8 protein-coding genes are annotated in these 22,391 nt (G+C 62.8%); 5 read left to right on the top strand and 3 right to left on the bottom strand.

Annotation, left to right across the window (positions count from 1 at the left end; genetic code table 11):
- Positions 1-93: 93 nt before the first annotated feature.
- The 3 genes from Q5H93_RS01550 to Q5H93_RS01540 form a co-directional block, all read right to left on the bottom strand.
- Entirely contained in the window at positions 94-1,245 is a 1,152-nt protein-coding gene (locus tag Q5H93_RS01550; protein ID WP_305004713.1) for an efflux RND transporter periplasmic adaptor subunit, read from the bottom strand.
- Between the two features lie 95 nt (positions 1,246-1,340).
- A complete protein-coding gene (locus Q5H93_RS01545; RefSeq protein WP_305004712.1) occupies positions 1,341-3,026 on the bottom strand; it encodes a TolC family protein in 1,686 nt (561 codons plus the stop codon).
- 27 nt (positions 3,027-3,053) lie between these two features.
- The gene (locus Q5H93_RS01540; RefSeq protein WP_305004711.1) at positions 3,054-3,665 is read right to left on the bottom strand and encodes a TetR/AcrR family transcriptional regulator; all 612 of its coding nucleotides are present in this window, start codon (positions 3,663-3,665) and stop codon (positions 3,054-3,056) included.
- 210 nt (positions 3,666-3,875) lie between these two features.
- Here Q5H93_RS01540 and ispF point away from each other — a divergent pair, with 210 nt between their 5' ends.
- The 5 genes from ispF to Q5H93_RS01515 all read left to right on the top strand — a co-directional run bounded on the left by ispF (position 3,876) and on the right by Q5H93_RS01515 (position 21,877).
- Positions 3,876-4,358, top strand: coding sequence for a 2-C-methyl-D-erythritol 2,4-cyclodiphosphate synthase (gene ispF, locus Q5H93_RS01535; RefSeq protein ID WP_305004710.1), 483 nt, complete (start codon positions 3,876-3,878; stop codon positions 4,356-4,358).
- A 15-nt stretch (positions 4,359-4,373) separates the two neighbouring features.
- Positions 4,374-6,014 (top strand): M28 family peptidase, encoded by a 1,641-nt coding sequence (locus tag Q5H93_RS01530; RefSeq protein WP_305004709.1) that lies wholly within the window; start codon positions 4,374-4,376, stop codon positions 6,012-6,014.
- A 147-nt stretch (positions 6,015-6,161) separates the two neighbouring features.
- On the top strand, positions 6,162-7,535 hold the full coding sequence (locus Q5H93_RS01525) for a LutB/LldF family L-lactate oxidation iron-sulfur protein (protein WP_305004708.1): 1,374 nt from the start codon (positions 6,162-6,164) through the stop codon (positions 7,533-7,535).
- Positions 7,536-7,688: 153 nt separating this feature from the next.
- Complete coding sequence (locus Q5H93_RS01520) at positions 7,689-16,706, top strand: DUF8696 domain-containing protein (protein WP_305004707.1); 9,018 nt, start codon at positions 7,689-7,691, stop codon at positions 16,704-16,706.
- 305 nt (positions 16,707-17,011) lie between these two features.
- Positions 17,012-21,877: a T9SS type A sorting domain-containing protein gene (locus Q5H93_RS01515; RefSeq protein WP_305004706.1), complete on the top strand. Its 4,866-nt coding sequence runs from the start codon at positions 17,012-17,014 to the stop codon at positions 21,875-21,877.
- Positions 21,878-22,391 lie beyond the last annotated feature (514 nt).

The following is a 22,391-nucleotide window of genomic DNA, read 5'->3' as shown; positions in this document are numbered from 1 at the left end:
CCCGACTTTGCTACTGTCGAGACCGATGTTGCCGCCGTCGGAGTCGGTTTTGCCAATATCGGAGCCGACAACGGCAAAACCGGCTGTGCCTGTCTAGCTGGCGGCGCCCTGCACCTTCACCGTTTGGCCATCGTTGAGGTTCTGGTAGCCACCCGAAATCACCTGGTCGTCGTTTTTCAGGCCGCTGGTGATTTCAACTTTGCCGTTGTAGGTATTGCCGATTTGCACGATGCGCTTCTGGGCGACGGACTTGCCGTCGGCCTGGCCCACCACGTACACGTAGCTGTTCTGCTCATCCTTCTGCACCAGGTCAACCGGGATGACGGTGGCGTTCTGGCGGGCGTAGTTCTGGATGCGCACCGTGGCCACCATGTTGGGGCGCAGGTCGGCGGCGCGGCCGTTGGCCAGGGCCAGCTCCACGGTGAAGGTGCGGCTGGTGGCGTTGATGGTGCGCGTGACCACGCGCACGGTGGCCGGCAGCTCCTCGCCGCCCAGGTCGGGGATGGTCACCACGGCCTTGTCGCCCTTCTTGATGCTGTTGCCGTAGGCCTCGCTTACGTCCACCAGGATTTTGCCGCCCGTGCCGCTGGCCAGGCGCACCACCGGCGCGCCCGGAGCGGTTACCTCGCCCAGCTTGGGTACCACTTCCTCCACCGTGCCGGCGAAGGGCGCCACTACATTATACAAGGAACGCTGCTGGTTGAGCGTGCTCAGGTTACGCTGCAGGGCTTCGTAGTTGTTCTTGGCTTGCAGGTACTGCACTTCGGTGCCAATTTGCTGCGCCCAGAGACCTTTCTGCTTGTCGTAGATGGTTTTGGCCAGCTCCATGCGGGTGCGCAGCTCGGCAATGTTGGCGTCGAGCACCGAGGCATCCACGGTGGCCAGCACCTGGCCCTTGCTCACGCGGTCGCCGCGCTGCACGCGGATGTTGGTGAGGGTGCCGGCGGCGCGGGCGCCCACGGTGGCGTTCTGGTCGAAGTCGACGCGGCCCTGCACTTCGAGGAAGCTCTTGAAGTTTTCGGGCTGCACCTTCATCACCGATACGGGGGTGATGTTGGCGGCAGCGGCTTCGGCACTGGCGCCGGTTTTGGTTTCCAGCTCGGCGATTTTGGCCTGCGTAGCGGCCTGCTCTTTCTTGAGCTTTTCAAGCTCGGCCTTGGGGTCTTTGTTGTCGCCGCCGCACGAGGCGAGCAGCATGTTGCCGGCTAGCAGGACGGCAGCGGTGTAGGGGTTATTGAAACGCATGGGAAGCGGGAGTTTTTAAGATTGAGGAGTAGCGCAGACTTTGTAGTCCGCGAGTGCGAACGTTCTGACTCGCGGACTACAAAGTCCGCGCTACATTATTTTTTGACCTGGCTGTACAGTTCGCCAGTAGCCTTGTCGCGGTCCACTTTAGCTACCAGCACGTCGTAGATGGCGCCGTAGTAGTTGGTCTGGGCCGTGCGCAGGTCCGTCTCGGCCGTGATGACCTCCAGGTTGGAGCCCACGCCGGCGTTGAACTTGATGCGGGTGACGCGGGCCACGTCGGTGGCCAGGTCGAGGTTGGCCTTCTGGTTGTCGAGCACGTCGAGGGCGTTGATGAGCGTGGTGCGGCTCTGGGCATCCTGCAAATCGATGCTCTGGCGCAGGGTTTCGAAGCCCTTCTCGATGGTCTGCTGCTGCAGCTTGCTTTGCTGCACCAGGTATTTGCGGCGGAAGCCATCGAACACTGGCACGTTCAGCGAAAGGCCCACGTTGCCGAACCCGAACCAGTTCTGGTTCAGCAGGCCGGCCGAGTTACGCGAGTCGGGCCCGCGGAAGGCAAACAGCTCGCCCAGCTGGTTCGAGGAACCCAGGAAACCGTAGGCGCCCGTCAGCACGAGGCGCGGGTAGGCGCCGGCCTGGCGGTTGCGCAGGTCGAGGCCCGCCAGCGCCTGCTGGGTTTCGAGGGTCGAGAACTCAATGCGGTTATTATAGTTGATGGCGCCGCGGGCCATCGAGCCCTGCCCGCCCGAGAGAGCGTTCTGCTGGTCGAGGCGGTTCTGGGCGGCGGTATTACCCGTGCCGAGGGCCGGGGCATTGGGCACCGGAGCCTGGCCGGCCACGCCCCCGCCGTTGGTGAAGTCGGCCACGCTCAGGCGCTGGCGCAGGCTGCCGGCATCCACCACGGCCGCGCCGAGCGAGTCCGTCAGGATAATGCCCTGGGCCTGCGACAAGCCCATCTGGAACTTCAGGAGGCCCAGGCTCAGCTCGGTGAGGCGCTCGGCTTTCTGGCGCTCCACCACCAGGTTGTTGCGCTGCACGCGCAGGCGGTCCACGTCGAGCTTCTCGGCAAAACCGGCTTTGTAGGTCTTGTCGGTCTGGCTGAGCACGGTGTCGAGCCGCTGCACGTTGCGCGAGAGCAGCGACAAGCGCGAGCGGGCCACCAGCGTGCTGTAGTAGGCCTTGCTCACCTGCTCGGCCACGTCGATTTCGGCCTGCTGGGTTTGCTTCTTGGCCAGCTCGGTATAAACCTTAGCGGCTTTCAGGCCAATGAGGTACGAGCCGTCGAACAGCAGCTGCGACACCGAGGCGCTGGCGTTGCCGGCGTACTGCAGGCCGAAGGCAATAGCCGTGGGCGGCACCGGCTCGGCGGGGGTAAATACGGTGCCCAGGCTCACCGTCTGGCCGTTCTGGGCGGCGTTGATGTCGGCGGCCGTCAGGGTGGTGCTGGAGGTCATGCCCCCACTGAAAGAACCCACGTCCACCAGGCTCTTCTGGAGCTTGAAGTTGTTGGAGAGCGTGGCCGCCACGTTCACCTGCGGCAGGCCGGCGCTCTTGATTTCGCCCACTTTGGCGGCGGCCGTGGCCTCGCCCAGGCGGGTGGCCAGCAGGCTCGACTTGTTCTGCACGGCGTACGTCACGGCCTGTTGCAGGCTCAGCGACATGGGGCCCTGCACGGGGGCCTGGGGCATGGCCGAGGGGGCATTCTGGGCCAGCGCCACCTGCGGCGCGGCCCCGGCCAGGGCCGCGGCCAGCAGGAGCGGGCTTCGAAACAGCTTGTTCATAAAAAACAGCGAAAAAGAAAAAGGGTATTAAGCGGAAGGGTTGGCGCGGTACTGCTGCAGTTGCTGCAGGCCACGCGGGGTCACGATGCCCAGCAGAAAGTGCTCGTCGAGCACATGGTTGACGCGCTGCGGGCTGAACCGGTTGGCCGGAAACAGCTCGGTATCAAACACCAGGTCGATGTGGGCCAGGTTGTAGCGGGCCAGCACGTCCACGTCAAGGTCGGCGCGGAAGAGGCCTTCGGCCACGCCGCGGCGCAGGTTTTCCTCAATGCGCTGCAGGATGAAGGTGTTTTTGTGGCCCTTAAACAGCTGCCAGGCGCTGGGATAAAACTTGCGCATGTCGTGGAAGATGCTCGGGTGAATGCCGGTAAACTGCTCGTCGGCCCAGCGCGAGAGGCGCAGCATCTCGTCGATGGCATCCACGGCGGGGGCCGACACGGCAATGCACTCGCTCTGGTTTTCGCACATGCGGGTGTCCACCACGGCGTGCACCAGCTCGTCTTTGTTGGCAAACCACTTGTAGAGCGTCTTCTTCGAGATGCCGAGCTCGGTCGCGATGTCGTCCATGCTCACGCTCTTGATGCCGTTCTGGAGAAACAAGGCACTGCTGCGGCTCAGGATTCTGTCTTTGATGTCCATAGTGTTTTCAGACCGCAAAGATACAACGGAAACTTTTGTTGTGTTCAAAGTTTCCAACGTTTTTTCTGTTACCATCGCTGAAGCCCTGAAAACCGGGATGCCCGCCTCCCCTGACGCAGCTACCCCGCGCATATTTTACCGGCGGGGTACTTTTGTGCGCTGGCTACGGCCAACTTCCTCTTTCTGAAACCAAAAAATTCACTATCCTTCGTGCTTACCATTCGCACCGGCTTCGGCTACGACGTTCATCAACTGCAAGAGGGCCTGCCCTTCTGGCTCGGCGGCATCGTGGTGCCGCATACTCACGGCGCGCTTGGCCACTCCGATGCCGACGTGCTCATCCACGTTATCTGCGATGCCCTGCTGGGCGCGGCCAACCTGCGCGACATCGGCTTTCATTTCCCCGACACCGATGCGCAGTACAAGGGCATCGACTCGAAAAAGCTACTAGCCGGGGTGATGAAGCTGCTCCGCGAGCGCGGCTACGAGCTGGGCAACGTGGACTCGACCATCTGCCTGGAGCGCCCCAAGGTGAACCCGCACATCCCCGAGATGCAGCGCGTGCTGGCTGAGGTGATGGGCGTCGACGCCGACCTGATTTCCATCAAAGCAACCACGACCGAAAAACTGGGTTTTGTGGGCCGGCAGGAGGGCGTGGCGGCCTACGCCAGCGTGCTCATCGTCAAAAACTAACCCCCTTCTATCTTTATGAAGAAACTATTATTGCTTGCGGCACTGGCCGGTGCTTTCACCGCTCAGGCGCAGAAGAAAACGAAAATCAAAACCAAGCCCGCCCCGGCGGTGCAGGCGCCACCCACGCGACAGGCTCCCGTGGAGGCCGACTGGAACGACCACTATGCCGGGCAGGTGACCGCCGCCCGGCTGCGTACTCACCTGGAGGTGCTGGCCTCGGATAAGTTTGAAGGCCGTGAAACCGGCGAGCCCGGCCAACACATGGCTGCCGAGTACGTTGCTGAACAATTCAAAACCGCCGGACTCAACACCACTCCAACGCTTAATTCTTATTTACAGAATTTTTCGCTGGAACGGGTGAGCTGGGCGCCCGATGCGACGCTGAAAATCGGCAGTACGACTTACAAGTGGATAGCCGATTTTTACAGTCTCAGCGATGTCAGCTTCGACAAGGAGACGGAGGTAAAGCCAGTATTTGTGGGCTACGGTATCGAGCAGGGCGACTACTCTGATTACAAAAACCTAGAGGTCAAAGGCAAAGACCTGCTGATAATGCTGGGCGAGCCCACCGACGAAAAGGGAGGTGCGCGCCTGAACCCCGTTGGCAACCCCACCAAATGGGGCGCTGACCACCGGGCCAAGCTGCAGCTGGCCATTCGCAAAGGCGCGCGGAGCGTGTTTTTCGTCAACTTCAATCCCAACAGCAACTTTGCCAAGCTGGCCGGCCGCCTGGCCCCCACCATCAACAAAACCCGCATGGTGATGCCCGGTGAGCAGGAAGACGCCATCCCGAGCGTCTTCATTTCGCCCGCCGTGGGCTACCAGCTGCTGAATACGAAAGCCGCCGCGGTGGAGAAATACCTGAACCAGACCAATGCCAAAGGGCAACCCGTCAATCCGTCGTTTAAACCCGGCACCTTGAAAATCAAAGCCATTCGCCAGCACGTACCCTTCTCTACTGAAAACGTGCTGGGCTACGTGGAAGGCTACGAAAAGCCCGACGAAGTGCTGGTGATTTCGGCGCACCACGACCACCTGGGCGTGCGGGGCGGCAAGGTGTACAATGGCGCCGACGACGATGGCTCGGGCACGGCCGCCATTATCAATATGGCCGAGGTATTTGCCCGCGCCAAGGCCGATGGACACGGCCCGCGCCGCAGCGTGCTGTTTTTGAGCGTGACGGGCGAGGAAGAGGGCCTCTATGGCTCCGAATACTACACGAAACACCCGGTATTTCCGCTGGCCAATACCGTAGCCGACCTCAACGTGGATATGGTGGGCCGCACCGACCCGGAGCACGAAGGCAAGGCCGACTACGTCTACGTCATCGGCTCCGACAAGCTGGCGTCGCAGCTGCGGGTGATACTGGAAGCGCAGAACGAGAAATACAGCAAGCTCAACCTCGATTACAAATTCGACGACCCGGCCGACCCCAACCGCTTTTACTACCGTTCCGACCATTACAATTTCGCTGTCAATCGGGTACCGATTGCATTTTTCTTCAACGGCGTGCACGCCGACTATCACGAAGAAACCGATGAAATCGGAAAAATCCAGTTCGATAAGCTCGAGCAACGGGCCCAGCTGGTGTTCCATACGGCCTGGGAGTTGGCCAACCGCAAAGAGCGGATTGTGGTTGACTCGGACAAGGAGTAGCGGCTGTTTAAGTATGCGATAACGTCGTGCTGAACTTGCCGGAGCATCTTGCCCGTGTAACTAATTTCAACGATTAGAATTACTGCCATAGGGGAGATGCTTCGGCAAGCTCAGCATGACGTTCTTTATAATACTATTGTATTAAAAGTGAAAGCACAACAATTCCTGCTCGACGCCGAGAAGAAGGCTTTCGACCGCGAGCATCGCCGCAAAATCCGCTTCAACATTGGCAAGTACGACGTGGCCGTGAGCGTCGGCCTGAACCACTACGCCAACCACGAGCTGGCCCGCAGCCGCGGGGCCTACCTCAAGGCCACGGTGCTGGAAAAGCTGGACGAGTACCTGCTGCAGTTCGAGGCGCAGTTTACGGCGCGGGGCGGCCGCGTCATCTGGGCGCGCGATGCGGATGAGGCGCTGGCCGAAATCGGCAAGCTGGTGCGGGCGCGTAACACGCGCACCGTGGTGAAGGCCAAGAGCATGACTACCGAGGAAATTCACCTCAACAAGTACCTGCAGAAGCAGGGTATCGAGTCGGTGGAGACGGATTTGGGCGAGTACATCGTGCAGCTCAACGGCGAGCGGCCCTACCATATCGTGACGCCGGCCATGCACCTGAGCAAGGCCGACATCAACGACATCTTCGTGAAGCACCTCGGCACCGAAAGCACCGACGATGCCCAGAAGCTGGTGCTCACGGCCCGGCACCTGCTGCGCGATAAATACACCTCGGCCGAAGTAGGCGTGACCGGCGCCAACTTCATCATTGCCCAGGAAGGCGCCATCGCGGTAACTGAAAATGAAGGCAATGCGCGCCTCTCGGCCGCTTTTCCGAAGCTGCACATTGCCATCGTCGGCATCGAGAAAGTCATTCCGCAGCTCACCGACCTCGACCTCTTCTGGCCGCTGCTGAGCACCAGCGGCACTGGCCAGCAGGTGACGGTGTATAACACGCTCTACTTTGGCCCGCGCCAGGCTACTGAAACCGACGGGCCGGAGGAAATGGTGGTCGTCCTGCTCGATAACGGCCGCACCAACCTGCTGGCCCAACCCGACAAGCGCGAGGCGCTGCGCTGCATCCGCTGCGGCGCCTGCCTCAACGTGTGCCCGGTGTACAAGAACATCGGCGGCCACACCTACGAAACCACGTATTCGGGCCCCATCGGCTCGGTGATAACGCCGCACCTGAGCGGGCTGCCCGAGCACAAGCACCTCAGCTACGCCAGCAGCCTGTGCGGCGCCTGTACCAGCGTGTGCCCGGTACGCATCAACCTGCACAACCTCTTGCTGCTGAACCGCCAGCAGAGCGTGCGCGAAGGCCACGCGCCGCTGGAGGAGCGGGCGGCCATCGGCGTGTGGCGCTGGAGCATGCAGCACCGCTGGGCGCTGGATGTGCTGCCGGCCGGCCTCAAGGACTGGAGCATGGCGCGCTTGCTGGGGCAGGTGGGCTGGAGCAAGCGCCGGGCGGCGCTGGCCATCGCGCCGCAGTCGTTCCGGCAGCTGTGGCGGCAACGGGCGCAATAGCCCAAACCATTCGACGGGTAAAATCTGACCGTTCAACGAGAAAAAGCGTGCTTTAACCGTCCTTTAATGTAGAAGTCGGAATGATGGTGGTAATTTCCTTGTCCCAACTCAAGGATTTTTTTTTCATATCTCACCATTACCTCTTTGCTAAGGATGCAACGTACTTTATTCCCAGGAGTATGGCCCATTTGGCGTAGCTCCACCCCCCGGTGGTTTACGGCGCTGGTGGTCGGCCTATTGCTGCCATTTTTCGGCCTGACGGCCTGGGCCCAACCTACCGTGCTGGGTACCAGCATCGCAGCGGGCTCTTACGCCACTTATAACCTCAACGCGGTTTCCAGCTTCCGGCAGGTCACCATCCAGGCCACGGGCAACATCGGGGCAGGCACCGGGGTGTGGGAATACGCCCGCGGCACGGCGGCCAGCACCGACTACTCGCTCGTGTGGCGGCCTTACAGCGCGGGCCTCACGTTCAGCGGGTTCAACAACTTCATCCCGACTTCGGCGTCGGAAGGCGCGAAGTACAATACTGGTTCGGGCGGTAGCTCGGGGCGCCTGCCCGCCGTGACGAGCGGCCGCTACTACACCTTCAACGTGGCCAACAACGCCAGCGCCGACAACGCGATGCAGGTGCTGGAAACGACGTTCAACCCGGTGTCCATCACAACGGTGACTACCTCGGGCACGGGCTTCCAGACCGGCACACCCATCACGGTGAACATCACGACGAGCGCCGCGCCGGCCACGGGCGAAAACGTGTACGTGCGCTACTCGACCAACGCCTTCGCTTCCAACAACAACCTGGTGCAGGCCACCTTCTCGGGCACGAGCGGCGTGGCCCAGATTCCGTCGCAGGCGGCGGGCACTACTCTCACATACTACGTCTTCTCGTCGAATAAGTCTATTGCGCAGATTAACAACGACAATACAACGTACTCGACGGCGCTGGGCTACGACCTGGCCACGCTACGCCTGAACAACAACGGCGGCGCCAACTACACCTACGCCGTGAATGCGGCCGTGACGGGCAACGTGCTGGTGCAGTCGTCGGGTGGCACCACGGCCATCACTTCTTACGGCACCGTCGGCGCTGCCTTTGCCAAAATCAATGATGGAACGCACCAGGGCAACATCAGCGTGTTCTTGAACACGGCCACGATTACGGAGACGGCTACTTCCTACATCAAGCCCAGCGGGCAGGGCGCGGCCAGCTACACTTCGGTTACCATTCAGCCAATCATTGATGGGGTCACGGTAACCGGTGCTTCCGGGTCGTCTACCGGCTTGTTCAGCTTCGTCGGCAGTAATATCACGCTCGATGGCGACAACCCGAACTCCGTAGGCATCAATCGCAACTTAACGCTATCTAACTCGGCGGCCAGCAGCACGAATAATACCACCCTGCTACGTATTGCGGGAGCTACCACCCCGGCCATCACGGCGAGCAACATTGTGGTGCGCAACACGATTATCACCGGCAACGGCACCAGCGGCGTTAACTCTACCTCGCCTACCAACACTACCTATGGCATTTATGCCGGGACCGATGCCGGCAACGTGACGGCCGTGCCCTCTACTACTATCAGTACGTCCGGCACAGGCTCATTCGCCGGCCTGACTATCAGCAACAACCTCATTACCACCTGTGCCCGGGCCATTTACATAAGCGGCTCGGCTACTGCGGCCAGCAATGTGGTCATAAGCGGCAATACGCTGGGGGGCACCGCTACTGCTGCCCGTCTCACGGCAGCAGGGGTGTCGGTGGCCAACGCCTCCTCGCCCATCATTAGCGGCAATACCATCCAGAATCTGGTTTCGGTACAGGCCAGCAATACGTCGGGGCTGGGCATCCATGTGCAGGCCGGTACTACTACACCTACTATTTCGGGCAACATTATTACCGGTATTCAAAGCACTTATTCCTCGGGGGGCATAGCCTACTCAGCAGTTGGCATTCAGATTTCCAACACCAGCCCCTGCCTGATTTACAATAACTCTATTTCGGGCTTGAATACCGTCTTTGGGAGTTCCAATGCCAATGGCGACCTGACGTACGGTGCTTTCGGCATCCGGGTGAGCACTGGCACCGGCCACAAGATTTATTACAACTCCATCTACCTGCAGGGTTCGCCCTCGACCGGCACCACCCAGCCGGGCCACAGCAGCTGCCTGGCCATTGCCAGCTCTGCCCAAACCGACCTGGATGTTCGAAACAACATCTTCGCCAACAGCTTTTCGGCTGCTTCGGCCGCTAATACCTGCCTTTCGATACCTTCGGGCCTTACCAGTGCATTCAACCTGACGCTGAACAACAATGCCTACTACGCACCGGCCACTGCTGGTAACTACATTGCCCAAACGTTCACCGGAACGGCTACTGCGGCCACCTACACCGCCGCCAACTTCAACGCGGCGGCTACCTCGCCGGCCACCAACCTGCGCAGCTACACCAGCACCCTGAGCACGGCCGGCACCAACGACAACCTGTCGTTTGCCAGCAGCGGCGCGGTGCCCTTCACCTCGGCTACCAACCTGAGCATTCCGACCGGCACCACCACGCTGGTCGAGTCGGGCGCCACGCCCATCAGCGGCATCACCACCGACCTGCCGGGCACTACCCGCGCCACGGGCAACACCTTCCCCGTCACGGCGGCCAACACCAACCCCGACATGGGCGCCTACGAGGGCAGCTACGCCCTGCCGGCCCCAGCCACGGTAACGGCCATCAGCTACACCCAGAGCAGCGCCAACACGGCCCGTAGCGCCACCAACCAGCAGGTAACCGGCCTGAATATCAACATCACGGGTACCACCAGCCCGCGGGTGCTGAACAGCATCACGTTTAACCTGGGCAGCACCAACGTGGCCGACATCACCAACGCCCGGCTCTACAGCGCCGGCAACAGCAGCACGTTTGCCACTACCACGCTGGTAGCCACCACGGGCACCATTGCCTCGCCCAGCTACACGCTCACGCTGAGCACGCCCGCCACGCTGGCGGCCGGCGACAACTACTTCTTCCTGACTTACGACATTTCGGGCACGGCCACGAGCGGCAACACCGTGGCCTCGACGCCGACGACGGTGACCGTGAGCAGCACCGCCTACACTTCGGCTACCACGCCGGCCATCACGCTGAGCGGCCCGGCCGGGGCGCGCACCATCATCGGGCCGCTGAATGGCACGTACACGGTGGGCCAGCCCACCATCACGGTGCCGGTTCCCAGCTACGCCACCATCACGGCGGCCATTGCTGACCTGACCCTGCGCGGGGTGAGCGGCCCGGTTACCTTCTCGCTGATTAACCCCGGCACCACGCCCTACAACACCGCCAACGGCGAAACCTTCCCGCTGAACGTGACGGCTTACGCGGGCTTCAGCGCCGCGAACACCGTGACCTTCAAGCCGGCCCTGCTCACGAGCCCGGTAATTTCCAACGGCTCGGCCACGGCGCTGTTCAAGCTCACCGACGTGTCGTTCGTCACCATCGACGGCTCGAACCTCGTGGGCGGCACCTCGCGCGACCTGAGCCTGACCAACACCAACACCGCCAGCACGGGGCTGGTGTGGATTGCCACCTCGGGCACCGGCCTCAGCCACGACAACAAAGTGCTGAACCTGACTCTGCAGGGTGCCTCCAACGCCAGCACCAACCTGAGCACCGGCGTGATGGTATGCAGCAATTCCTACAATAACATCGGGGCCGACAACGACAACATCACCATCAGCAACAATACCGTGCAGGGCACCTACATGGGCATTGTGGCCGGTGGCACGGCGGCCGTCTCCAGCGGCGGGCTCGATGGCCTGGTTATCAGCAACAACATCGTGGGGCCGGCGACGGCCGCGACGGCCAACAACATCACGCTCTACGGCATCTTCGTGCAGGGGGCCGTGGCGCCCAGCCTGACGGATAATACCGTGCGAAACGTAGTAAACAGCGCCGCCGCCAACTACGGCATCATCCTGTCGAACAACAACGCGGGCATCACCGGCGGCACTGTTTCGGGCAATACGGTGAGCAACGTGAGCTCCGCTGGCGGCAGTGCCTACGGTATCAGCTCGACGGCTTCGGCGGCGACACTCAGCGCTAATACGGTGAGCAACGTGAGCTCGACGTCGAACTACGCTTACGGCCTATACCTGGGCGCCGGCTCGGCGGGTACTACTGCCACGGCCACTGTGGTCGACCGCAATAAAGTATCGACGCTGACCGGCACGGCCAGCGGCGGCTACACCGGCATCGGTATTTACGTGGCCCCCGGCGCGGCCAATGCCAACCTGCGCATCAGCAACAACTTCGTGGCCGACCTGCGCGGCACCGGCTTCAACGGCATCACCAATGGCGGCATCGTGGGCGTTCTGCTGAATGGCTCGACGGCCCAGAGCGGCATCAGCCTCTACCACAACTCGGTGAGCCTGAGCGGCAGCTACACGCCCGGTACTACCAGCACGGGCCTGATTACGGCCGCCCTGGCCGTGACGGCGGGCAACACCGGCCTGGATATCCGCAACAACATCTTCGCCAACACTTTGGCCAGCAGCAGCGGCACCAGCACCTCGTACGCTTTCTACAGCGCCGCGCCCCTGTCGGCTTACACCACTATTAACTACAACGATTACTACGTGAGCGGCGCGCAGGGCGTGCTGGCATTCTTCAACGGCGGTAACCGCGCGACGCTGACGGCCCTGCAGGATGCCACCAACGGCACCGCCCAGGATGCCAACTCGGTGACCGGCAACCCGAACTTCACCTCGACCACCGACCTGCACATTGCCGTCGGCGCCTCGAAAGCCGAAAGCACCGGCGTGCTGATTGCCGCCGCCGGCAACGATGTGGACAACCAGGCCCGCGGGCCCTATCCGCTGGCCGCGCAGCTGAACGGCGGCGGCACCGCGCCCGACCTGGGCGCCGACGAAGGCGACTTCACCCCCGCCCCGCTGAACGACGTCGGCATCACGGCCCTGACCTCGCCGACGGCCTCGCAGGTGTGCTACACCAGCGCTGAAACCGTAACCGTGACGCTGCGCAACTTCAGCGGCACGACGCTCAACTTTGCGACCAACCCCGTGACGGTGAGCGGCAGCGTCAGTGGCCCCATCAACACGACGCTGGCGCCGGTCGTCCTCAACACCGGCACGCTGGCGGCGGGCGCCACGCAGGCCGTGACCTTTGTGACGCCGGCCAATATGAGCACGGCGGGCACCTACACCTTCGCCATTGCGAGCAGCGTGAGCGGCGGCGACTACGACAACACCAACGACGCCCTGCCCAGCACCCCGGCCGGCACCAACACCCGCACTCCCGTGGTCCTCACGGCCGGCACGGCCAGTGCCAGCGCCAGCACGGTGTGCGGCACCAGCAGCACCGTCACCCTCACGCTGACGGGCACGGTCGGCGCCAGCAGCATCCAGTGGCAGTCTTCGACCGACAACCTGCTGTTCAACAATATCAGCGGCGCAACGACTACGCCCTATACCACGGCGGCCATTGCCCAGACCACCTACTATAAGGCCGTGGTGAGCTGCGGCACCAGCTCGGCCACCAGCAACACCCTCACGGTAACCGTGAGCGACCCGCAGGTGACCTTCGTGAACGCGCCCTCGCGCTGCGGCGCGGGCACCGTGACGCTGCAGGCCACGGCCAACACCGGCAACACGCCTTACTATTTCACGACCCCGATGGGCGGCGCCCCGTTTGCCTCGGGCATTTCGGCTACGGCCACCGTGGCCGCCACGCCCGCCACCCAGACCTTTTACGTGGAAGCCCGCAACGGCACCCTCAACGTGACGGGCGAGCAAAGCAGCACCAGCGCCGCCACGGGCAGCACTTTCACCCCCACGAACACCACGGCCGACCGCGCCCTGGGCTTCAACGTGACCAGCGCGGGCGTGCTGAACTCGGTGGACGTGTACCCCTCGGCGGCCGGCACGCTGACCATCCGCCTCTACACGGCCACCAACCCCGGCGCGGGCACGGCCGTGAGCGGCTCCGACCGCACCTTTGCCATCACGGCGGCCCAGGTGGGCACGCTGGTGACGCTGCCGCTGAACTACGCGCTGGCGGCCGGCGGCTATAAGCTGAGCAACTCCACGGGCGGCCTGGGTCGCTATTCCACCTACACCGGCACTTACCCGATTACGAACGGCGTGATTGCAGTGGTGGGTTCGTATAACACGTCCGCGGGCGGCTCTTATAATACGAGTACCTACAACTCGTTCTTCAACCTGGCTTACACCACGGGCGGCCCGGGCTGCGCATCGTCGCCCCGCACGGCCCTCGCCGTAACCGTGACCACGCCGCCGGCGCTGACCTACACCGGCAGCACCACCATCTGCAGCGGCAGCAGCACGACGCTCACGTTCAGCCCCGCCTCTTATGCCACCCTGACGGTGAGCCCGACTACGGGCGCCACGGTGAACAATGCGGCCCACACCGTGACGTTTAACCCCACCGCCAACACGATTTATACCATCACCGGCAACGATGGCAACGGCCCCACCGGCTGCACCGCCACCACCACCCTCACCATCGTGGTGAATGCGACGCCGAATGCCCCCACGCTGACTCCCGGCAGCGCCAGCATCTGCGCGGGCACCAGCACGACGGTTACGGCCTCGTCGAATGCGCTGACCACTCCCACGATTCTCACTCAGAATTTCAACAGCGGCCTGGGCAGCTGGACGGCTTCCAACAACGGTGGCGGCGCCGCTACTGTGTGGGGCATCATCACGCCGCCCTACACCTACTCCTCGTACCTGACGGCCTGGAACGGCGCCGATGGCACTCCGCTGGCATTCGCCAACTCGGATGCCGGGGGTAGCGGCTCGGCCACCAACACGCTGCTGACTTCGCCTAGCTTCAACACCACCGGCTACACGGCCGCCGCCGTAGCCTTCGACCACCTGCTGCGGGTGAATGGCTCGAACACGACTGCGAAAGTGCAATACTCCGTGAACGGCGGCACCTGGACCGATTTGGTTACCTACACGACCAGCCAGGGCACCGGTCCGACGACTACCACGCCCACCGTGACGCGGCCCTCGCTGACCCTGCCAGCGGCGGCGCTCAACCAGGCCGACGTGCGGATTCGCTTCAGCTACGTGGATGCCTATGGTTACTACTGGGCGCTCGATAACGTAGCGGTGACCGGCACCATCAACGAGGTGCCCACCTACACGGTAACGCCCACCGCCGGGGCCAGCGTGTCGGGCTCGACCATTACCTTCAACCCGACTGCGACCACCAGCTACAGCGTTACGGCTACCTACCCCAGCATGGGTTGCCCCAGCCCGGCCACGCCCATCACCGTCACGGTGACCCCGGTGGCCACGGCCAACGCGGGCACGGCCCCGGCCAAAGTGTGCGCCGGCTACACCTACTCGACCACCGGCAGCTACGGCGGCTCGGCCACCAGCGCTACCTACACTTCGTCGGGCACCGGCACGTTCTCCAACGGCGGCGTGATTAACGCCACCACTACCAGCGTGACCTACTCGCCCTCGGCTGCCGACATCACGGCTGGCGCGGTAACCTTGACCCTGACCACCGCCGGCCCCTGCGCCCCGGTTACCAGCACCCTCGCGCTCGCCATCAACAGCAGCAGCACCTGGACCGGCGCGGCCAACTCGGAATGGAACAACGCCGGCAACTGGGACAACTGCATCCCGAACCTGCAGGTGAATGCCATTGTGCCCGCGGGCACCGCCCGCTCCATCGGCGACGGCGACTACGCCAACAGTTGCACCACGCCCGCCAACCCGCAGGCGCTGGCGAAAAACCTGACCGTAGCCAGCGGCGCCTACCTGGAAATCTACAGCCACAACCTGAGCCTGGCCGGCAACCTGAGCAACAGCGGCGACATGTACCTCATGTTCACCGACGGCTGCTTCACGGCCACCAACCTGCGCTTTGTGGGCGCCACGGCCCAGACGGCCGCCGGCATGCCGAACGTGTATACGATGGAGGTAGCCAACACCGGCGCCACCGGCAACAACACCGTAACCGTGACCAGTGCCCAGAATGGCGGCTCCAGCTTCGATGTGCGCCACGCCCTGACCATGACCAGCGGCCTGCTCGACCTGGGCAGCGTCACCACGCTCGTCATCAGCGACGATATGTTCCAAAGCACCCTTACCGAAACCAACACCAGCTACGTACTGGGCGCGGTGCGGGCTAAGGAGTACATTGCCGACAATACGCCCACTACCTTCAGCAACCTGGGCCTGACCCTGACGGCCGACGCCGCCAGCACCACCTTCCCCAACGAAACCGTGGTGACCCGCACCACCGGCATTGTGCTCAACGGCGCCGGCACCAGCCAGAGCGTGAAGCGCTGGTTTCGCATTGTGCCCACCAACGACGCGGGCCTGAACGTGACCCTGAAAATGGACCTCTTCGAGCACGAGCGCAACGGCATTGCCAACGCCAACCTGCAGCTCTTCAGCGCCCCGATTCCGACGAACGGTGGTGCGCCGGCCGGCCCCTGGGCTCCTTACCGCGCCTCGGCGCTGGTGGCGGCCAGCAACGCCAGCTACGCCACCGCCGTGCAGGTGAGCAACCTCACCCACCTCTCCGACTGGACCCTGGGCAACAGCGCCAACCCGCTGCCCGTGGAGCTGACCAAGTTTGAGGCCGTGCGCGTGGGCCAGAATGCCCAGCTGAACTGGAACACGGCTACCGAGAAGAACAATGCCGGCTTCGAAGTGCAGGTAAGCACCAACGGCAGCTCGTTCCGCAAGCTGCAGTTCGTCGAGCCCGCCTCGGCTAACTCGAACTCTCCCCGCAGCTACGTTTACAACGACGTGGAAGCCGGCAAAACCGGCCTGCGCTACTACCGTCTGCGTCAGGTTGACCTCGACGGCAAGGCCAGCTTCTCGCCCGTGCGCACCGTGGACTTCGGCAAACTCGACGGCACCAGCCTCACGGCCATGCCCAACCCCTTCAGCGCGCAGCTAATGCTGAACGTGCAGACCCGCACGGCCTCGCCCGCCACGCTGCTGACGGTGACCGACGCCACCGGCCGCACCATCCTGACCCAGACGCTGGCCCTGCCGGCCGGTCAGAGCCAGGTGACGATTAACGACCTCGAACGCCTGCCCGTAGGCATGTACCTGCTCCACCTGACCCTCGACGGCCAGCTGCAGCACGTGAAAGTAGTGAAGAAGTAAGCTGCTGCGCCACGCCGAACGCCAAAGCCCCCCGGTGCAAACCGGGGGGCTTTTTGGTGGTCTGTTTCAGCGGCATGGCGCGCGGGTTACTGCCAGTCATTAGCAGGCAGCTACCGGCTTTGGCCGATGCCTGCCCGATGTTTGGCCGGGATTTGCACGCAGGCCGTCGACTATACCATTACCAAGAGCGGGCCGATTACCGAAACGGCCCTTATATTTATGGGCTGTTTTCGTGGGTATCACGAGCCTAGCTAATCTATTTCACCCCCCTTTTTCTTCCCTCTTTTCATTTTTCACTTAACCCAATGACCAAATTATTACGAACAGGGTCGAATAGCCCGCATCTGCTGATGCTGTTATTCTTCCTGTTGCTAGGGCCACTAGGTGCCCGGGCACAGGTGTCAAACTACACGTTCGCGGCTAGTAGCGGGACTTATGTACCGGTGAGCAGCAACGCCACCCCGGTTGCCATTCTGGCCGACGATATTATCTCGGGCCAGCTGCCCATCGGCTTCAGCTTCGTGTTCGATGGAGCTACGTATACGCAGTTGAAAGCCAGCTCCAACGGCTTCCTGTCGTTCAACCCGTCGGCTCTCAACAACCTCACCAACAACCTCTCGACCGGAGCCGCCACCGAAAAACCGCTGGTAGCCCCGCTGTGGGATGACCTGGACGGCCGCCCCACCGACGCGACAGCTTTCGCCGGCTATGAAGTGACGGGCACGGCCCCCAGCCGGGTGTTTACGTTTGAGTGGCGCAACTGGGAGTGGTTTTATAACGGCAACCTGTCCGTTATCACCTTCCAAGCCAAGCTTTATGAAGGCAGCAACCGCATCGAGTTCATTTACCATCCCGAAACCAATGCGCCCAGCTCGGGGGCTTCGGCCTCGATTGGCATTGCCAGCGGCGGCACCACCGGTTGCGCCGCCGACTTCCTGAGCCTGAGCGATGCTTCGACCTCGCCCACGGCCAGCTCAAGCACCGAAACCCGCTCCATCAACGTGCGCCCGGCCGATGGGCAGGTGTACGCCTTCTCGCCGCCGCCGCCCACCACCGGCACCTGCGCCGCCGTGCGTTGCGCCAACGTGGGCAACATTACTGGTGTTTCGGCCCAACTGAACTTCAATGGCAGCAGCGCCTCGACCAGCTACACAGTTACTTACCAGGCCAATGGTGGTCCGGTGCAAACCGTGAGCCCCGCTCCCACCACCTCGCCGGTGACGCTGACCGGCCTTTCGCTGAACACCACCTACACCGCCACCATCACGGCCAACTGCGCCACTGGCGCCTCCACCCCGGTTACGCTCACTTTTGCTACCTCGAACGGCTACTGCGTCAGCGGTGTGGGCGGGGTTACGCTGGGTGGCGTGTGCGGCGGCAACAACATTACCAGCGTTGCTATTTCGGGCACTACCCTTAATGCCACTGGCCTGACTTGCAACACCCCCGTGGCAGGCACGGCCTACACCAACTACCCGGCTACCGGCCCAACTACCGGCACGGTACTGCGCGGTATTACTTACCCGGTTACGGTAAACACTTCGGGTAACAGCATCCTGTCGGTTTGGATTGACTCGAACCACGACCTGGCTTTCACCGCCGATGAGTGGGTGCAGGTTGCTACCACCACCACGGCGGGCACCGCCGTTACCGCCAACATCACCATTCCGCTGGGCGCGGCCGGGGCTTATACCGGCCCCACGGGCATGCGGGTGCGGAGCCGGGCCAATGGCAACCCGAACGGTTCGGGCGATGCCTGCACGCAGTTCTTCTCGGGCGAAACCAAGGATTTCACCATTAACATCGGGGCGGCTCCGGCCTGCCCCCCGGCTTCGGTGCTCACGGCTACGGCCGTGACGGCTACGTCGGCCACGCTGGGCTTCACCTCGCCTGGCGCGGGCACCTACACCATCGTGTACGGCCTGCAAGGCTTCAACCCCGCCCTGGCCCCCACCAGCAACCAGATGGTGCTGGCGGCCGGTGCCACTTCCACCAGCATAACGGGCCTGCAATCGGGCAGCGCCTACCAGTTCTACGTACTGCGCGACTGCGGCGGCACGGCGGGCCCCAGCATCTACGCCGGCCCCACCAGCTTCACCACGGTGATTGGCAACGACGACCCCTGCGGAGCGACGACGCTTTCGCTGAGCTCGTCGGGCTGCGTGCCGCTGGCTACTACCCTGCTCGGCGCCACTACCACCATCCCCAGCGGTTACACCAATCCCGGCACGGGCTGCGGCCCCAACAACGTGCCCCGGGACGTATGGTATAAGTTCACGACCGATGCCAGCGGCCCCGGCAGCACTTCGGTTCGTATCAGCGTGACGGGTGGCCCGGCCAGCGCTGTGCAGCTGTTCTCGGCCAGCAGCTGCCTTGGTCCGTTCACGCTCATCCGTTGCGTAGGCACGGCGGCCAACACTGCCGCCCCGGCGCTCGACTGGTCGACCCTGACCCCGAACACGACCTACTACGTGCGCGTGTTCAACTACACTTCGGCCAGTACGCTGGGCAACTTCACCATCTGCGCTACGCCGCTCCCAAGCTGCCCCACTCCTTCGGCCCTCGCGGCCCAGAACGTGACCAAGAGCAGCGCCCTGCTGTCGTGGACGGCGGGCACGGGCGGCGTGCCCTCGGGCAGCTCGTACTCGGTTATCCTTGGCCCGCCCGGCTTTAACCCCAACACGGCCGGTACTACTATCACGGGTATCACCACTCCCAACTACCAGCTGACCAGCCTGACCCCGCAAACCAACTACTGCTTCTACGTTCGCCTCATCTGCGGCGGCCTCAACGGTAACAGCACCCTGGTGGGCCCCACTTGCTTCCAGACGCGCCTGGAGTCGCCCACCAACGACGACCCCTGCGGTGCCGACCCGCTGCCCCTGACCAACGTGCCGGTAGCCGGCAACAACACGGGCTCGAGCACCAGCCTGCAGCCGGGCATTGACACCTCGCTGCCGGCCTGCGGCGTGGCTACGGCCCCGCGCGACGTATGGTACATCCTGACCGGTGCGGCTGCGCCGAACAATGCCATTGTCTTCAACGTGACGGACCCCGCCGCCGGCTTGGTGCGCGTGTACGAAAGCACTGACTGCGCCAGCGGGCCTTTCCGTCTGGTATTCTGCCGTGCTGCCGGCGCCAGCAACGTTGGCTTCTCGGCTCCCTTCACCATGCCGGACGTGGTGCCGGGCCGCACCTACTACGTGGCCGTGAGCGGCTACGGCAGCTCCGATGCCAACGGTGCCTTCACCATTGCAGCCCAGCCGCTGTTCATTGCCCCGCCCTGCAACCCGGTTACCAACCTGACGGTAGCAAACGTAACCGGCACGACGGCCGAAGTGAGCTTCACCCCTGGCCTCAACAACACGTCGTACTCGATTACTTACACCGCCGCCGGTGGCACACCGGTTACCATCACCGCTACGGCTTCGCCGGTAACCCTGACGGGTCTGCTGGGGCTGACGTCGTACTCGGTAAGCGTCCTGCCGCTTTGCACCAGCGGTGGCACCTCAACGGCTACTACTACTTCGTTCACGACGCTGGTAGCGCCCTGCGGCGTAGCCACCAACCTGGCGGCTTCGAACATCACCGACACCTCGGCTGACATCAGCTTCACGCCCGGCGTCAACAACACGAGCTACGTAGTTACCTACACCGCCGCCGGCGGCTCGCCCGTAACCGTGACGCCCGCCCCGGCGGGCTCGCCCTTCAGCCTGAGCGGCCTGCTGGCCGGTACCGTGTACACGGTGAGCATCACGCCTACCTGCGCCAGCGGCGGCACCTCGTCGGCTGCGACGTTTACCTTCGCCACCACGGCCCCGCCCTGCGACCCGGTGACGAACCTGACCTCCAGCAACGTGACAAGTACGTCGGCTAACATCAGCTTCACGCCGGGTGCCAGCAACGCCAGCTACGTGGTTACTTACACCCCCTTCGGTGGTGCGCCCGTAACCGTGACGCCTGCCATCAGCGGTTCGCCCTTCACCCTGACCGGCTTGGCCAGCACTACCCAGTACACCGTGACCGTAACGCCGACCTGCACCAACACTGGAATTGGCACCACTGTCTCTACCACCTTCAGCACGCCCGCTCCGCCGATTTGTAACGCCGTTACGAACATCTTGGTGGGTAACCTGACTACTACCTCGGCCGAAATTGCTTTCACGCCGGGCACCAATAACACCTCGTTTGAGATTACCTACACGCCGGCTGGCGGCCAGCCCACCACCGTTACCACGGGCGGCTCGCCGTATATCCTCACTAACCTGACGCCGGGCGTGGTGTATACGGTAGTTATCACGCCCACCTGCTCGGCAGGTGGCACAGCTGGTCCGGCTCAGGCAACCTTCACGACCGTGGCCGTCTGCGATGGCGTGACGGCGCTGGCCGTGGGCAGCATCACGACGACCTCGGCCAGTGTGAGCTTCACGCCGGGTACCAACAACACCGCCTACACGGTGACTTACACTGCCGTCGGCGTTCCGCCGGTAACCGTAACGCCCACTCCGACGGCCTCGCCCGTAGTGCTGAGCAACCTGACGCCCGGCACGGCCTACACCGTGACCGTGACGCCGACCTGCGCCAGCGGCACGGCCCCCACCTCGTCGGTCACCTTCAGCACCATCTCGCCCTGCGAAGGTGTGACCGGCCTCAGCGTAGCTTCTATCACTGCTACCTCGGCCACGGTGAACTTCACGCCGGGAGCCAACAACACCAGCTACACGGTAACTTACGCCGCCGCCGGCAGCCCGCCGGTAACCGTAACGCCGAACCCTGGTGCCGCCCCCGTGATTCTGACCGGTCTGACGCCTAATACGGCTTACACCGTGACCGTGACGCCGAACTGCGCCAGCGGCCCGGCGCCCACGAGCTCGACGACCTTCAACACCATTCTGGGGGCGCGCAATGCCGTCGGTATGGCCCACCTGAGCGTGTTCCCGAACCCGGCTCACACCGCCTTCTCGGTGTCGATTCCGGCCGTGAGCGGCGCGCAGAAGGCAACGGTTGAGCTGGTCAACTCGGTTGGTCAGATTATCCGCACCCAGGCCGTAGGTCTGAATACGGATGGTGCCCAGACGACCATGGACGTAACCGGCCTCGCAACCGGCCTGTACATGGTGCGGGTGCAAGCCGGTGCCGCCACGGCCACGGTTCGCCTGATGGTAGAATAAGCAGCTGCGCAGCTGCTATTCGGCCACCTAAAAAAAGAAGCCTCCGCGCCATTGGTGCGGAGGCTTCTTTTTTTAGGCAATGACGGGAGCGGAAAACAAGCTGAAGCCGACCTGGCGAGGCAGCGGAAAACCCTCACTGGTCAATAAAAAAGATTGACTGAAGCCCCGTTGCACTTTTTTGGACCGATTAGGCTTATCCCGCTTACTTGCCGTCTTTTGCTCAGCCAGATAATGAGCGTAGCATGAAATGCTATTTTTTTTATCCCTTCAGCCAGCGTGTTTCCACACGAACATCTGTTTGGCGAGCTTCTTTGACTAGGATATTAAGCCTGCATTAATTAACTTTAGGCCGCCGAAATCCGTCCCGTTTTGGGATTGGTTCTTAGTTTTTTACGGCGCTGGTCTTATTTTCGGTCCTTTTCGGCTGCTTCAGACGACATTCTTCACCCTTTTCCTTTTTTTCCCGCTTACAGTTACATCACTCCCTAACCCTTCTTTATTAGTTCCATGCAAC

The sequence above is a fragment of the Hymenobacter aranciens genome (genome assembly GCF_030580865.1).
Lineage (GTDB): Bacteria > Bacteroidota > Bacteroidia > Cytophagales > Hymenobacteraceae > Hymenobacter > Hymenobacter aranciens.
Note: the sequence above shows the minus strand (reverse complement) of the source record. Positions and strands in the feature narration are given on the sequence as shown.

Coding starts and splice junctions, on each gene's coding strand:
- Q5H93_RS01550 (WP_305004713.1), bottom strand. CDS start 1,245: ATGCGTTTCAATAACCCCTACACCGCTGCCGTCCTGCTAGCCGGCAAC.
- Q5H93_RS01530 (WP_305004709.1), top strand. CDS start 4,374: ATGAAGAAACTATTATTGCTTGCGGCACTGGCCGGTGCTTTCACCGCT.
- Q5H93_RS01545 (WP_305004712.1), bottom strand. CDS start 3,026: ATGAACAAGCTGTTTCGAAGCCCGCTCCTGCTGGCCGCGGCCCTGGCC.
- Q5H93_RS01520 (WP_305004707.1), top strand. CDS start 7,689: ATGCAACGTACTTTATTCCCAGGAGTATGGCCCATTTGGCGTAGCTCC.
- Q5H93_RS01540 (WP_305004711.1), bottom strand. CDS start 3,665: ATGGACATCAAAGACAGAATCCTGAGCCGCAGCAGTGCCTTGTTTCTC.
- Q5H93_RS01515 (WP_305004706.1), top strand. CDS start 17,012: ATGACCAAATTATTACGAACAGGGTCGAATAGCCCGCATCTGCTGATG.